Genomic DNA, 16,451 nt, shown 5'->3' on the forward strand with positions numbered 1-16,451 from the left:
CCGACCTTGTTATTTACATCCAACGGATGTGGATCAGAAACCGAATGAATTTTGGTTAGCTAAGCCGTGCCATGTTACGTCGTCATCGCCAGATAAAGATGCAAATCCAACAGTTGTTGGATGCTTTGTTGTTTGCTGCCAGCTTCTGGTTTGCGTGGGTGTTGCGGGCGAATCCGGATGTGATCACCACCCTGCGCCTCAATCCTGTCAGTCCCTTTGACGCGTATTACTGGCTGTATCTGTTGTTGATTCCAACCGGTCCATTGGTGTTGGAAGCCCAGGGATTTTACGATCGACCGTTGCTTTGTCCCCGGCGGAGTACCATTTGGCTGTTGTTCAAGGGCTGCTTGTTCACCACGATTGGTTTGATCATGGCGTTGTTCTTTCTGCGCCTCGAACTCGCGCGTTCAGTTGCGGTCTTATTCGGCATCAATAGCTTTTTCTTGATATTTTTAAAGGAAGAGGTGGTTCGCCTGGGTTTGAAGAGCAAGTTTGCGCAGTCCCAGATCGAACGGCGGTTCATTCTGGTGGGTACGGAAGAGGAAACCGCCGAAATGCGCAAGGAGTTAAAAGCCCGCCCGGAAGCAGGCTTGGTGGTGCTGGCAGAGGTGGACCTCAATCATACTTCAATAGAGGCGATGACCAATATGCTGCATGAACACTCCGTGAACGGGGTGATTCTCAACGCCAAACACAATTACTTCCAACAGGTGGAGGCCGCAATCCGCACCTGCGAACTTGAAGGCGTGGAAGTCTGGCTGGTGGCTGACTTCTTCAAAACGCAGATTTCCCGTCCAAGTTTTGATGACTTTCACGGCCGGCCTGTGCTGGTGTTCAGTTCGACGCCGCAAGCATCCTGGCAGAGCGTTCTTAAGCAAGTGCTTGATTTTATGGTGGCCTTGGTGGTTGTAGTCTCGTTTTCCTGGGCTTTTGCTCTGGTGGCCATGCTCATCAAGCTGAACTCACCTGGGCCGGTGTTATTCAGGCAGAAACGTTGTGGCGTGAACGGCCAGCCTTTCACTATCTTTAAGTTTCGCACCATGGAAACAAATGCGGAGCAGCGCAAGCATGAACTGGCGGCCATGAATGAGATGTCCGGGCCGGTGTTTAAAATGAAAAACGATCCGCGCATTACACCCATCGGTCGTATTCTGCGCAAGTATAGCATTGATGAGGTTCCGCAGTTTTTTAACGTGTTACGGGGGGAAATGAGCCTCGTGGGGCCACGGCCATTGCCGGTCGACGAAGTAAAGCGCTTCGATGATCTGGCTCATCGCAGGCGGCTCAGTGTGAAACCCGGTCTAACATGCCTTTGGCAGATAAGCGGACGGAATGACTTGTCTGATTTTCGCGATTGGGTGAGGCTCGATCTTGAATATATTGATAATTGGTCCCTGTGGCTGGATTTGAAAATCATGTGGCGAACCGTCCCAGTGGTGCTAATTGGCAGCGGCGCCAGATAATAATTCATCTTTGATGCAAGGAGGTCTTGCCAGAGAGCCTCTGGTCTGATTCATTACGCAGTCTTATGCCTGCAAAGCGAACGTTTGTGAAAACAAAACAACCCACTTCCGTGGTCACCGGGGGGGCAGGCTTTTTGGGTTCACATCTCACCGATCTTCTGCTTGAGCGCGGCCACAGGGTAATTGCGATTGACAATCTGGTGACGGGTGCGGTGAAAAACATTGCCCATCTCGCGGGTAACAGTCAGTTCAAATTTATAAACCAGGACGTAACGGAATATATTTATCTGGACGAACCTGTTCAGTATGTCTGGCATTTTGCTTCGCCTGCCAGCCCGATTGATTATCTTGAAATTCCGATTAAGACTTTGAAAGTGGGTTCCTTGGGAACACACAAAGCTTTGGGATTGGCCAAAGCCAAAGGAGCGCGATTCCTCATAGCCTCCACCTCTGAAATCTATGGTGATCCTCTGGTCCATCCGCAGCGGGAGGAATATTGGGGGAATGTCAACACGATCGGACCACGCAGTTGTTATGACGAAGCCAAGCGCTTCGGAGAGGCACTGACGATGGCATATCATCGTGAGCATGGCGTTGAAGTGCGGATCGTGCGCATTTTTAACACCTATGGGCCCAGGATGCGTTTGAATGATGGTCGTGTGGTGCCGGCCTTTATCAGCCAGGCGTTGCAGAACAAGCCTTTAACGGTTTTTGGCGAGGGGAATCAGACGCGCAGTTTCTGCTATTGCTCAGACCTGATTGCGGGAATTTACCGATTAATGAACAGTTCTGTGGATGAACCTGTCAATATTGGTAACCCGCACGAGATGACCGTGCTGGAATTTGCAAAAGAGATTATTCAGGCGACTGGATCAAGAAGTAAAATTGTGTTTAAGGCTTTACCACAGGATGATCCGAAGCAGCGTCGGCCAGATATCACGCGTGCGAGGACAAGGTTGAAATGGGAGCCCAAGGTTTCCTTACAGGAGGGTTTGATAAAAACCATTGATCACTTTCGAGGCAGACTATGATGTGCGGGATAATTTTGCCGACTGAAATAGAGGCGGAAAGTATCAAAAAAAATATTTTGTGTTTGACCGCCAGACGTAATTTCGGTAACCACCACGAATTGCCTTTGAATTGTACCGGCCAAAGAGCAAAATTTGCCGGTCAATTGGAGGACGAAAAAATAGAATGTTAAATTCAAAGTCATTTCTGACGGTCGACTTCGGGGCAGGTAGCCTCAAGTTGGCTGAGTTTGAAATTAACGAAGCCGGCGGCTTGCGTTTAAAGCAATATGGCCTCAAGCCCCTCGGGTTGGAGGGCTCGAAGGAGGAAACGCGCGAAGCTGCCATGCTTAAGGCACTGCAGGAGGTTTTGGCGGAAAAGGGGATCAAGGCCAAGGATGTCAATGTCTGTGCGCCCGGCTTTCACGTTTTTTCCAAATTTGTAAAACTTCCGCCGGTCGATACTTCCAAAGTCACCCAGATCATCCAATATGAGGCGCAACAGAATGTGCCTTTCCCGCTTTCGGAAGTGGTTTGGGATTACCAGATTTTGGGCTCATCGGCCAGTGGCGAACTGGAAGTGCTTCTGGTTGCAATCAAATCCGAAATTGTAGAAGGCCTCTTCCGAGTAACCGAAAAGGCCGGGCTGCGCCTCCAGTTGGCGGATGTATCCCCTGCGGCTCTTTGTAATGCCTTCCGATATAATTACGGTGACCTGGAAGACTGCACCATGCTGTTGGACATAGGCGCGAAGACGAGCAACCTGTTGTTTTTCGAAAAAGGAAAAGTCTATTCCCGCAGCATCAATCTGGGTGCCAATTCAATCAGCCAGGATTTTGCCAACGAATCAAAGTTGCCTTTTCCCGAAGCCGAGGCCAAGAAAATCAGTGAGGGGTTCGTCAGCTTGGGAGGTGCGTACGAGGAGCCTGAAAATCCACATCAAGCCGCTATTTCCAAGATCGCCCGGCAGTTCATGACCCGGTTGCACATTCAGGTAAATCAGACCATGCAGTTTTATCGCGGCCAGCAGGGTGGCTCTCCGCCGCAACGGTTGTTTCTATCCGGTGGGGCTTCGATCATGCCTTATACCGCACAATTTTTCGCAGAAAAACTTAATGTGCCGGTGGAGTATTTTAATCCGTTTCGAAACGTTCAGATCGATCCGGCGATTAATTTGGAGGAGTTGGCTCGGGTCGCGCATTCTTTGGGGGAGGTTGTTGGGTTGGGATTGCGTAATCTTGCGCATTGCCCGGTTGAACTGAACCTGATGCCTGAAAGCACCCTGAATTGGGTTAATTTCAATCAAAAAAAACCCTACTTCATTGCCACAGTTTTCAGCTTGGTCGCAGTTGTGTTTGCAACGGGCTTCATTTTCGATCGTCTGGCAAATGTCTATACGGACGAACTGGACAAGTTGAAGCAGGACATAGCACCGTTATTGGCAAAAGAATCAGCCTTTAACAAGGCCTACAAGGATATGCAAAAATCCCAGCAGGATGCGCTGCAATACGCAACCTTGCTCGGAGATCGCTTTTATTGGGGCGAGGTTCTCACGGACATGCACCGCACCATGGCGCAGGTGGAAGGTGAAACCGGGGCGAGTTTGCACACTCCCACGGGAGTCTGGATCGAAAAAATGATAAGTGCACGTATGTCTGCTGAAGAACTTGCAGCCACTAACGAAGGTGCGCCTGCAGTCAATCCGTTTGACCCGGCAGTTTATGGCGGGCGCGGTGCCAGAGGGCGGATGGGATTGCCCGGGCAGGATCCTACAGTTCCTCCTGCTGCTGAACAGGCTCCGGCCTCTCCGACCCCTGAGGGTACTCCAGCAACACCCGCTCCGCGCCGAGGCCCGAAGGGTTCCAGTTCCTCGACAAATGAAATTTCAACCATAACCATCCTTTGTCGCGCGGTGGATGTCACCAGCAGCAGTAGTGTGGCATCTGCGAATACCGACATAGCTTATGCAGTAGAACGGGCCTTAAAAGAGTCCCCTCTGTTTGACAAGGATGAAACCCACCTTTCCGGTACGATCAATCCGACCGATGCCAATGGAACATTCACCTTCGGCGTGGATGTAAAACTCAAGCGACCACTGAAGTTATAGTATGTCCTGGATCAAACGAAACATAGGCTTTGTGATAGGCAGCTTGGTGGCCTTAGGGTTGCTGGGTGCTGGTGTGTTCTATCTCTTTGCAAAAATTGGAAATGCGAATGGAATCACCGAAGAGATCCAGAAACAATATACCGAGCTGGACCGTCTGAACAAACTCAACCCTCACCCTGGTTCCGGCAAGGTTGACAATGTCAAGATTGCCAAGGAGCACGAGCAAAAACTGCGTGCTTACATGGCGAAAGCGCAGCCACTTTTCCAACGGGTGCCGCCTATTCCAGATTCACCGAAAATTTCAAATGCAGAATTTGCCGCACAGTTGCGCAATACGGTTGCACAGTTGCGCCGGGACGCAGAACAAGCCAGCGTTCAAATTCCGAAGGATTATTATTTCACCTTCGAAGCGCAAAGAAGGCTCATGCTCTTTGATGCAGGCAGCCTCGAAAAACTGGCCGTCCACCTTGGTGAAATCAAAGCACTCTCGGAAATTTTTTTCAGCGCAAAGATCAATTCCCTTGATGCAGTAAAACGCGAGTTGGTTTCTACCAACGACAACAACCCTGGTGACTACTTAACAGGGAAAAAGACGGTGTCAACGCCGCTTGCGGATGTTACACCATACGAGTTTACTTTTAAAAGCTTCAGTCCGGAGTTGGCTCAAGTGCTGAGTGGGTTGGCTAATTCGCCTAACGGTTTTATCGTCAAGAGCATCAATGTAGAACCTGCACCGCAGGTCGAAAATATTCAAGGAATGCCCGGTGCCATGCCTGTTCCACTCCAGCCACAAGCCTATGTCCAACCATTCTATCCTCCACCCGGGGGCGGCGGTGCTGATGCGGTGCTTGGGCCTGGGAGACGCGGTGCGGCAAACTATATTCCTCAACCGGTTCCGGCGGCCCAGCCAACGGCTAGGACAGGAGCAGGTGGTATGACGACGGCCCTTAACGAAAGACCGCTAAGAATCACCATGGTGGTTGAAGTTGTCAAGATGAAGCCGGCTGCCAAATAAGGTTCTCATGGAGTTTCTCAAAAAACATTACGAAAAGTTGTTGTTGGGGTTGGTGTTGTTGGGGTTGACCATTGCCGCAGCATTATTACCCTTTATCATTTCGGGCAAGCGAAAAGACCTGGACAGCGTTCGTGACGCTTTAATCAACCCGAAAGTGAAGGAACTGCCTGCCTTGGACCTGAGCGCCGAAGAAGCAGCCCTTCAGCAGGCGCAGACGCCTGTGCAACTAATCTTGTCCGGAAAACATAATCTGTTCAATCCGGTGCTATGGCAAAAAACGCCTGACAATCGATTGGTGAAGATACAGACCGGCAATGAGGTTGCGGGAGCTGCGGAAGTGATGGAAATCCGGCCTTTGTATCTTACCTTGTCCTTCGATTCTGTCAGTGGCAAAGGGTATCTGTTCGGTGTGGAAAATCAGGCTGGAGCGACCACTGCCAAGCAGCAGAAGCACCAAACCCTTTCCTCCAAGGAAACTCCGAAAAATGACTATTTCACCTTGCGGGAAGCGAAAGGACCTGCGGAAAGTCCGACCGCGTTTATTTTGGAGCTTAATGACACCGGAGAAAGCGTGAATATTGCCCCAGGGAAACCATACAAACGGGTGGAAGGCTACGAGGCGGACCTTAAGTATGGGCCCGAAAATAATCAGATGAAAAGGAAGCGGGTCGGAGCCATTGTGACGTTCGCTGGTGGTCAATACAATATCGTTGCCATTTCTCAGAGCAACGTTGTATTGTCGGCAAAATCGAACGACAAGAAAACAACTCTTAATTTCAATGCAGTAAAAGAACCGCGTTAATTTTTACCCAACGCAAAAAAAACCCATGATTAAAGCAGCCCTAAGACTATTCGGTTTGGTTTTTCTTCTCGTCGCAGCCATCAGTGTGAGAGCGCAGACGGTTTCTCCAGATGCAAGCACCGCCGCTTCAGAGGAAGCAGTCAGACGTGCCGCTGATACCAGATCGCTTCGCCAAGATCTGGTGCTGGCCCAGTCGGCCCAGCAGCGTAAAGACTATGTGCAGGCAGCCAGACTTTACGAACACTGTTACACCTTGGTGCAGCGCATTGGGCCAGCTGCACAAATTCAAGCCGAGACGCGCCAGGTAGTGATCGGTTTGAGTGCAGTGCTATTGGAACTGGCTCACCAGGCACAAGCCCACGGTGACTACGTTACCGCTGATGAACGCATTAAGCGAGTGCTTATCATTGATCCGCACAATCAGGTCGCACTCCAAATGGCACAGGACAATAAAAGATTAATCGCTCTCCAGGCGGGAAAAGTTCCAAGTGCAGAGGTCCTGGCCGAATTACCCGGTATTCACACAAATGAAATCAGGGTGGCAACACTGGTTCAGGACGGTAAAGTGCTCTTCGAAGCCGGCAAGTTGGATGCCGCAGAAGCGAAGCTTGAACAGGCTTATAAGGAAGATCCGCAGAGTGTAGGGGCTTACTATTACTTGAACCTCATCAAGGAGAAGCGTAATGGTCAAGCAGTTCGCCGCAGCGAACTGGAATCGAAAGACGCAATTTTGCAGGTTGAAAAGCAATGGGACGTGTCGCTCCAAAAGCAACAGTTGCAGTTGCCCAACAGTTTTGCACGTTCTACTGCGGTTTATACTAGTAAAGGTCGTCAGGCAATCCAGTCCAAGCTCGATCGTATCCGTGTTGACTCAATTAAATATGATGGATTGCCGCTCGCGGAAGTGATCAACAACTTGAGTGAGATTGCCAAAACCCGCGATCCTGATAGGACAGGCATTAATTTCTTCATCAACCGCGAAGCCCCTGCTGGTGCAACACAGCTGGCAGCGCCTGGGGGAATTGATCAGACTACCGGATTGCCTACCGCGGCAGCGGCCTTGCCAACGGAGCCAGTGGATGTGGGCGGAGTGACGGTAAAAATTGCACCGGCATTAACAGACGTTCGTCTGGCCGACGTGCTTGATGCAATTACTAAAACCTCTGATAAACCGATCAAATATTCAATTGAGGATTATGCTGTGGTATTTTCGCTGAAAGGGCCAGAAACAGTTCCACTGTTTACCAGAACTTATCGCGTAGATCCTAATACCTTTAGGCAAGGTTTGGAATCCGTGGGTGGTATTGCCTTCGGAAATATTACCACTGGCAGCTCCGGCAGCGGTGGCGGTGGTGGCGGCGGTGGCGGACAAGGCGGTCAAGGGAGTGTCGATACCATTGTGCCGCGCGTAAATGTGGCTGCGGGAGCTGTTTCAGGCGGGCAACAAGGTGGTGGTGGCCAGACGGGCGCAAACGGCATTCGCAACGTCACGAAAACCAACGCTTATGAGGAAGTGCAAATAGCCGTTAGAAACTTTTTCACCGCTGCAGGAGTGGACTTTAATCCTGTGAATCCCGCCAATGTTGGAAAATCCCTTTTCTTCAATGATCGTAAAGGGATTCTGATGGTTCATGCTTCCTCTCAGGATTTGGATATCATAGAAAAAGCGATTCAGACCTTAAATGTAGCACCTCCACAAATTAACATTAAAGCCAAGTTTATCGAAATTACCCAAAATGATTCAAAGGCCTTGGGATTTGACTGGTTTCTCGGAAACTTTCTATTGGGCGGAGGCAAACTTGGAGCCCAAGGCGGAACAGCTCCAAGTTTTGCCGGAGCTCCTAGTACGGCGAACCCATCTGGAGTTTTTCCTGGATCCCCAGCTACCATTGATCCAGTAACCGGGCTTGGATCGCTTCCTACAACAATTCCTCCTTCAACCAGCGATCAGTTGATTACTGGAGGGCTTCGGAATACCGCTGGTACTGCTACTGTTCCCACTATCGCAACCGTAACCGGGTTGCTCACGGATCCTCAGTTCCGTGTCGCCATTCGTGCGTTGGAACAGCGCGATGGAGTTGATCTGCTCACGGCCCCGGACGTTACGACAGAGAGTGGACGACAAGCTCAAATCCAGGCGATCGACATTCAAACGATCGTTACCGGGCAGCAGTTCGGACAAGGTGCCAATGGAGCAAACGCTGCCAGCGGAGTTGGTTCGACGGTAATCCAAAATACGGCCACTACTTCGCAATACACGACACAAACGCTCCCATTCGGCCCCGTGCTAGATGTCATTCCTTACGTCTCGGCCGACGAGTTCTCCGTGCAAATGACGATTATCCCAACCGTTACTGAATTCGTTCAGTATGACCCGCCTGGCCCGTTTGTTCCCCAAGCGTCCGCCATTGCGGGTGGAACAAGTGTTGTTGGTGCTTTGCCCCTGCCGCACTTCCGTATGCGTCAAGTAACCACCAGCGTTACTGTTTGGGATTCTCAGACAGTTGTTCTTGGTGGTCTCATCACTGACAGCGTTACCAAAATCAAGGACCAAGTTCCGCTTCTGGGTGATATGCCATTTGTGGGACGGCTCTTCCGTAGCGAATCATCCCAAAAGACGAAAAAGAACCTGGTCATTTTTGTAACGCCGACAATCATTAATCCTGATGGATCGCGCTACCACTCGGATGATGAAATGCCCTTCGCAGCGAACTCGTTTCCGCCGCAGAAGCCAATTACACAATAATCAAGGACTAAAGCTTGCAAGTCTCTCTCCATTATGATGTTCCGAAGGGGAGAGGCTTTTTACAGTTGCAAATTCAGAACCGCGTATAAGCGGCAAAGCTGTTTAAACCATGATGCAAAAAAGGATGCTGCCAGGATTAAAGTGCGGGAACGTTTCTGAAAGCCACTGTCGCGTCCATCTTGAGACAAATAATGCCAAGAAATCATGGACACTGGTAAGCCCATTTGATACAAAACTAGGAAAATCTTATGCCACTATTGCAGCGCGTCTGTAGAACACTTGGAACGTTGTGCTTGGTTGTGCCCGGCATTGCTTTCGGACAGGCAAGTTATGTGCGTCAAGGAGGAGAGTATGCTCCCGCTGGCAATCTGGCAGCTGATCAAGTTCATCCTTCCGTAAGCATCAATACCTCGGGTGGCTTTGTCGTCTGGCAAGACAATATTAGCGATGGGGACGGTCTCGGCATTAGCGTGCAAAAATTGGATAATACCTTCTCGCGCTCATTTGCTCCATTTCGCGTTAATCAACAAAGTGTGGCCGATCAGGAAAATCCTCAGGTCTCATTGCTGAACAATGGCGGTGCAGCATTTGTTTGGCAGGGCGGGCAACAGGGATATCAGCACATCTACGCCAGATTTCTCTCCACCTCGAACACTTGGGTAACCGGGGACATAATGGTGAACGCTACGACCAACTATTTCCAGATGAATCCCGTGTTGGCCACCCTGACCAACGGAAATGTGATCGTGGCATGGTCAAGCCTGAACCAGGATGGGAGCATGCAAGGCGTGTATGCCCAACAATTGACACCCGCCGGAGCCAAGGTTGGCACCGAGTTTCAGGTGAACCAATACACCTCCTACAATCAACGCACTCCAACCGTGGCTGCTCTTGCGAATGGGAACTTTGTCATTGCCTGGGTGTCGGAACAACAGCGTACGGCAGCAACAACCAACGGGCCAGCAGCCAGTGTAGACATTTACGCGCGTCTTTACAATTCCGCTTCGTCTCCATTGGCAGGCGAATTTATTGTAAATGGAGCAAACAATATCTGCGCTAATCCAAGCGTCGCTAGTTCATCGGACGGTGGTTTTTGCTTAAGTTGGAGTCAGAAGGACACAAGCGTCTTTGAAAATAGTTGGGATGTCTGCAGCCGAAGTTTCTTAACAGCTGGAACTGGCGGTGTGATCAGATTTGTAAACACGCAGCGTTACGGAGATCAGTATGCTCCTAGAATTGCCGCTTGTGGCACTGATTACATGGTCATCTGGACCAGTTTGGGTCAAGACGGCTCCCGTGAAGGTGTTTACGGCCAATTCCTGCATAGCGATGGGTCCCCAGCCGGGGGAGAGTTCCGAGTCAACAGTTCAACTGCCGGTCAGCAAATCCAGCCGACACTTGCTGCCGATGGCTCCAAACGTTTTCTGGCAGTCTGGACCAGTTACACTGGCATTGCTACGAGCTTCGATTTGTTTGCCCAGCGCTATGCCACTTCGCAACTGCCCTTGCTCGCGCCCGCCAAACCATTCGCCACCGCCATTAACTCAAGTCGCCTGACAATCACCTGGCCTTTACTCGCGGGATTTAACCTGGATCACTGGGAGTTATACGTCGATGGGGCTGCGACGCCCATTATTGTCACAACTAATGTGTGGACAATGAGCGGCCTGGCACCGAACAGCACACATACATTTCGTCTGGCCTACGTCCTGACCGATACTCGGCACTCACCCTTGTCTGCGACCGCCACAGGTACGACGTGGGGCTCGGACGATAACGCGGACGGTTTACCGGATGATTGGCAAGCCCAATATTGGGGTAGTAATCCAGCGAACTGGCCCGCACCAAACACGCTTTTGGCTCCCGGTGGACCAACAGTTCTACAGGCATTCCAATCGGGCAGCAATCCACTGGATCCGAATACCTGGTTCAAGGTTGCGACAATATCTACAGCCCAAGGTCAATTCCTGATCTGGAACACCCAGCCCGGCTCAGTTTACCAGGTTATGACTTCAAGTGGCATACCGTCGCAATGGTCAAACTTCGGTCTGGCTAGATTCGCGGCGGGTACGAATGATTCAGTGTTTTTGGGCAGAAATCCAATTGGTTCGTTTAATTTCTATAAAGTTAGCCGCCTGCGCTATTAAATTTTATGTTGCAAATGATCAAACGATTCTACTGGGTAATGGTCTTCGCAGCTGTGACCCAGGTGGCCTCCGCGTTTTCCTTGATCGGTCCTTACGAGGCCTATCAAGTAGACACTATTGGTTATCACCTGCCTGGAGACATTGGCGCGCCAAAAAATCTGCTGAGCGAGTATCGATGGAACACTCCGACAATTTATTATGCCTACGATGAGGCGTTCACTGGTTTCTTCAGATCAAATGGAACTTTTGCTGTGGATCAGGCTTTTAGCTTGCTTAACAACCTGAAGAATCTGTCAAGTTATAGTCCGGAACTCTCAGAGTTCTCGTTGAATACGAGCCGGTATAATTATGAGGCTCAGGCTCTTGCCTTGATCGATTTGAAATCGGTCGCGCTGTCAGTAATCGTTGAGGAGTTGGGGTTGACGGACCCCGAGCGTTGGGTATGGACTTTAAGGGGGCGTGTCACACAGCCGGGCGCTTCCTGTCCGTTCATGATTTACACCACGGAAATGCGCAATTACGATCCTCTGAGTAATGCCTACAGTCCTTATGTCAACGGAACTCTGTGGAGTTACCTCATTATTGAAAACTGCGGCGTAGGAGGACCGCCAAGCGCAATATCGCTTACATTCCCTGTCGACCCAACAGCACCCAATGGGACACCAGTTGTATCATTGGTGAATGGTAGGAGTACTAGCGGTTTCGGTTTATTCTTCAACGGTTTATCGCGGGATGACGTGGGTGGTCTTCGATATCTCATGGGGACGAACAATTATAATGTCGAAACAGTGGAGACGAATAGTCTGCAATTCGTTACAAACCGCTTCAGCCAGTTGCTCGTCACGACAAATTTAACGACACTGATTGCGCAATCACTCACTAACGACCCAGTATCACTGACTGCACTCTTTCCAGGGCTGATCATCGACAGTTTTACGAACTTTTTCGTCAACGTGATCACCACTAACTTTACAGCCACTTTCGTAAATAAACCTTTTGTCCCAGCCTTTACACCGGCCAGTCTTGTACTGACGACAAACTTCACTACGAATGCTGCAGTTCGTTTCATTTACAAGTTTGCGAATGTCGTCACAAACACCTACTTTACAAAGGGCTTTGTAACAATTACCGATACCTCCGTGACGAATGGTGGGTCTTGGACGCCAACAGGCGCCAGTCTGGTCACAAATGTCACCACGCGAACGGTTATTACCAACATAGCGAACGGCACATTTTACCTAATTCCATCCAATACGTGTGGTGTTCAAATAATAAACACCCAACTTGTCTCCCTGGTAACTTTTACGAATACAATCGCTGGAATTACTAACGTGGCAGGAGTGACGAATATAGACGGTCAGAACTTCCGACGTGACATTATTACCTATAACACAAATTTTAGTTTGATTGTCTATCCGATCTTGTGTGTTACGAACTCGGTGGATAAGCGTGAAGGTATTGACCACATCAAATTTGTTCGAGTTGATTTGGATCCAATCAGCGGAAGAATCAAGAATGGACCCATCACGAATATCTACCACCTGGTTTCAGTCAATCAAACAAATCCGCAACCGACAATTCAAACATTCATTCGGGTGCTCAATTTTCCAGATTGGTTGTTTTCAGGGATAGAGGATCCGTCACCTCTGGGTGATGCAGCTGTTTATCGAGAATTTCCACGTTTCACACCAGTGCCAAACTTTGGCACAAATGCCGGACCAGGAATCCTCCAGGGGCCTGTTGACTTTTTGTTCAATATAAACGGGCCGCTTATTGTAAACTTCTATTCTACAAATTTCTTCCTAAACGGATTGCCTCAGGCACAGGGTCAAACGAATTTTGTTTGGGGATCTTTTGATAGTTCCACGAATGCGCCCATTGTTTACCCTGAGTCATATACGATTACAAACATTGACAACCTGCTCTTTTTCTACGTGATAACCACTGCGCCTCCGGATGGTCGAGTGGGGGTATCGTACAGCACACAGCTTGATACCGCAGGCGGGCAGGCCCCATTTCTCTGGTCGCTCAATGCCTCCTCGGCGGGCTTGCCGGATGGCTTGACTCTCTCACCGGATGGAGTCATTAGTGGCACGCCTACGACGGAAGGGATTTACGATTTCACCGTTGATGTGACGGAGAGTGGGGGCCGAACAACAACTCAGGATCTATCGATAAACATTACGCCTTGAGTAAGCGGAGATTAAATCTGAAGAGTTAACCGAAGTATATGAAGCGATTTACGACTGCCCTAACAACCCTGTGTCTCCTGGCGTGTGTCTTGACCATGAAGGCGGCGTCGCCACTTTATGAAAATGATGGCTCAGTTGTCGCCCCGCCACAGGTAATTCCGCAAATAGATGCTACAAATTTTGTAAATAAGGGGGTCATGAGCCTCAATTTTCAAGGGACAGGCCAAAATTTACAATACCTTGAAACCGCGGATACACTAAACTTTACCAATACTGGTTATATGATAGCCAATACTGGATTCAAGTTTGATACTTTTGCGGGAGGTCCGGGCGGCAATGGGAGTCGTCGGCAAGCCGCCAACTGGAACAATAGTGGAAACGTGTTTGCTGGACCGACCAACTCCATAGTGACAGTTAGTTTCTTCCAGTTTTTATTCCAGCAGGAATCGGCGTTGCTTCAAGTATGGTCGACAAACATCGTTAACCAAGGGACGGTAGGCTTGGCCTCTGACGGTCTCATCACGTTAACTGGGAAAAATATTGACCTGACGCGTGGCCATCTGGCAGGGGCTGGAAGTTTTGGATTCTATGATAATTTTTGGGGAATTGGAACTGAAACGAATGGTAGCGATTTTTATGATACGGCCTTCGCTATCAGTAGCATTGAACCAGTGACCTTCCCACAGGGAAATTTTTTTGCTGAGGTTTTTGCCATTGCGCCGAATATCTACATCTGGACGAATCAATTTATTCTCGGCACGAATGTTCAGAATGTAATTCAGGCGGTTTTCGTTGATAGCACGGACACCAATGTAATTAGCAATGTGGCATTCGATACCTCTTTTGGAAATTTCTCCGTGCCAACGATTCAGATTCAGGCATTGGTAACAAACTCCTTCGGCCAACAATTCACGAACGAGTTGTATATCCAGGACGGATTCGCGGTGATCGGTCGCAATCAGCGATTACTTAATGATGGTTTCTACGGCATTCCCCCAGTGTCGGTTAACACGTTCATGCCAAATAATTACGCTTACGCCACCGCATTCAATGGCTTTGATCAGTTGGATCCAAGCAATTCCGATTTGATCACCACCCCGATCGATTATCAGGGTTCCAACCAATTTTCGATGTTTGAGCTCCAATTATCACCACTGAGTTCTCGTCCATTTCCTGAAGTGACCTATTCGACCATCACCAACGTTCCTGGTCGCGTTGAGATTAACGCGCAAAGTGCTCTGAATCTGGAACGAACCCGCATTGACTCATTCAACTATGCGAGCATCTCATCAACCAATCACTTTATTGGCAGTACCAATGCACAAATTGTAGTTCCATTTAGCAGTTTCAATTTGGGAAGTACCAACGGTAGCATGGTTATATCCAATCTACTTGCTCCAGTTCTGCCACGCTTGAATGGATTTGTAGATCTTTATAGCGCCAGATGGGTAACCACCAATGCGGCTGGAGAGACAAATTTGTGGTTTACAACGATTGTCAATCCAAGCATTCAGCCTTATTTCCCAAGCACGATCAAGGATATGACGCTGCGCAGCACCAATTTAGTAATCGCTGACACACTAAACGTGACCAACAACCTGCTGTTGGACACAGAGCGCCTCACTCTCAGCAGTAATGCGCCGGGAGCATTATCACTCAATGGAGTAATATTCTCTCAATCCACCAACATTGTTTGGTCAGGAAGTCTTCCGCGCTTGAATTATCTTACCAACAATGGAGAAATTGTGGTTCAAAACGCCATTTATTTCGCTGGCACACGGCACTCACCTTACTTTGACACCGCTTTTGAAGAACCTTACCAAGCCATGGTTAACCACGGTGCGATCGGAGCCCAGGGCATTAGGGTATGGGCAAATTATTTTGAAACCACCGGTTCATCGATGATCTTTAATGATGCCTATTTCTTTAACTTTGGATCTGGTTCAATGGATGCGGTCTATGGTCCCTTGGAGATATATGCGGTTAATCGTGGACTTTTTGCCAATGGCATTTTGGAAGCAGATCTTGCTGGGGTAACGTTAGGTGGCGGGGATTTGACCATCAGTAATATGACAATCTTGTCTGCCTTGGATATTACACTTCAGCCAACAAACTCCATTACGGATGGTGGAATCGTTGCTCTGAACACATGGCAACTTACGGGAGGCTTTAACTTGGTGACTAAACCACCGGTAGGAGATCTTTTGGGAACAACCGTGATTATCACGGTCACGAATTTCTTCGAGGAATCGAGAAGCTTCTGGGCAGGTGAAAATCGGGGTAATTCCAATTCGGGCTTTTTAAACAATGTCGCAGTTGGTCATTTAGTTCTGGATGGACAGGGTTTTGACACACTCTTCAGCTTTTATGGAATGGGTGATAATAATGCCATTTACATAGATCTTTTGGAGTTGGACAATTTCGCAACAAACAACGTCGGAGGTACTAATTTCACTTCGTTGAACATCAATAGCAACATGACCGTTTACTTTGCCGGTGCTTTGGCCGGCGGGGTGGATATATCCAGTGCGTTAAATGGAGCCAATGGTGGGCACTTGGTTTGGGTTCCAACCTTTACGGGCAAGATTAGTTCCAAAGTTATTACGCACGCTCCCCCGCAGACAGGTGGAAATCTGAATGCAGGAGTTAAAATGGAGAAGGCGGGCGTACAAAAGGCCATGATTTCCTGGCAGGCCGCAGCTCATTCAACCAACTATCTCTATTCCTGCACCAATCTGGTGAACCCGCAATGGACACTGTTGACGAACTTTGTTCAAGGTTCTGTAGGCAATGTATTCACCTTTGGAGACACGGCCAACACCAATGGCTCTGTTTATTACAAGATCCGTGTTGATCCTCCAAAACCGTAACGACACATTTCAATGGCCTCGAAAGGTGCACCGGTTTCTGGTGCACCTTTTCGTTTGTAGCAGGTCTACTTGAAGTTAGCCAACTTGAGTCCAGTCGCAAAG

9 protein-coding genes are annotated in these 16,451 nt (G+C 49.2%); all 9 read left to right on the forward strand.

What is annotated here, in order from left to right:
- Positions 1-71: 71 nt before the first annotated feature.
- The 9 genes from CFLAV_RS09005 (at position 72) to CFLAV_RS09045 (ending at position 16,349) form a co-directional block, all read left to right on the forward strand.
- Positions 72-1,463 (forward strand): sugar transferase, encoded by a 1,392-nt coding sequence (locus tag CFLAV_RS09005; RefSeq protein ID WP_040547697.1) that lies wholly within the window; start codon positions 72-74, stop codon positions 1,461-1,463.
- Positions 1,464-1,528: 65 nt separating this feature from the next.
- Complete coding sequence (locus CFLAV_RS09010; RefSeq protein WP_007414387.1) at positions 1,529-2,494, forward strand: UDP-glucuronic acid decarboxylase family protein; 966 nt, start codon at positions 1,529-1,531, stop codon at positions 2,492-2,494.
- A 163-nt stretch (positions 2,495-2,657) separates the two neighbouring features.
- On the forward strand, positions 2,658-4,577 hold the full coding sequence (pilM, locus tag CFLAV_RS09015) for a type IV pilus assembly protein PilM (RefSeq protein WP_007414388.1): 1,920 nt from the start codon (positions 2,658-2,660) through the stop codon (positions 4,575-4,577).
- Position 4,578: 1 nt separating this feature from the next.
- The gene (locus CFLAV_RS09020; protein ID WP_007414389.1) at positions 4,579-5,592 is read left to right on the forward strand and encodes an Amuc_1100 family pilus-like protein; all 1,014 of its coding nucleotides are present in this window, start codon (positions 4,579-4,581) and stop codon (positions 5,590-5,592) included.
- A 7-nt stretch (positions 5,593-5,599) separates the two neighbouring features.
- A complete protein-coding gene (locus CFLAV_RS09025; protein ID WP_007414390.1) occupies positions 5,600-6,394 on the forward strand; it encodes a hypothetical protein in 795 nt (264 codons plus the stop codon).
- Positions 6,395-6,419: 25 nt separating this feature from the next.
- The gene (locus CFLAV_RS09030) at positions 6,420-9,140 is read left to right on the forward strand and encodes a secretin GspD/PilQ domain-containing protein (protein WP_007414391.1); all 2,721 of its coding nucleotides are present in this window, start codon (positions 6,420-6,422) and stop codon (positions 9,138-9,140) included.
- Positions 9,141-9,388: 248 nt separating this feature from the next.
- Positions 9,389-11,287, forward strand: a complete 1,899-nt coding sequence (locus CFLAV_RS09035; protein ID WP_007414392.1) for a fibronectin type III domain-containing protein — start codon at positions 9,389-9,391, stop codon at positions 11,285-11,287.
- Positions 11,288-11,292: 5 nt separating this feature from the next.
- On the forward strand, positions 11,293-13,479 hold the full coding sequence (locus tag CFLAV_RS09040) for an Ig domain-containing protein (RefSeq protein ID WP_007414393.1): 2,187 nt from the start codon (positions 11,293-11,295) through the stop codon (positions 13,477-13,479).
- A gap of 38 nt (positions 13,480-13,517) precedes the next feature.
- A complete protein-coding gene (locus tag CFLAV_RS09045) occupies positions 13,518-16,349 on the forward strand; it encodes a hypothetical protein (protein WP_007414394.1) in 2,832 nt (943 codons plus the stop codon).
- Positions 16,350-16,451: the final 102 nt, after the last annotated feature.

The sequence above is a fragment of the Pedosphaera parvula Ellin514 genome, from assembly GCF_000172555.1.
GTDB lineage: Bacteria > Verrucomicrobiota > Verrucomicrobiia > Limisphaerales > Pedosphaeraceae > Pedosphaera.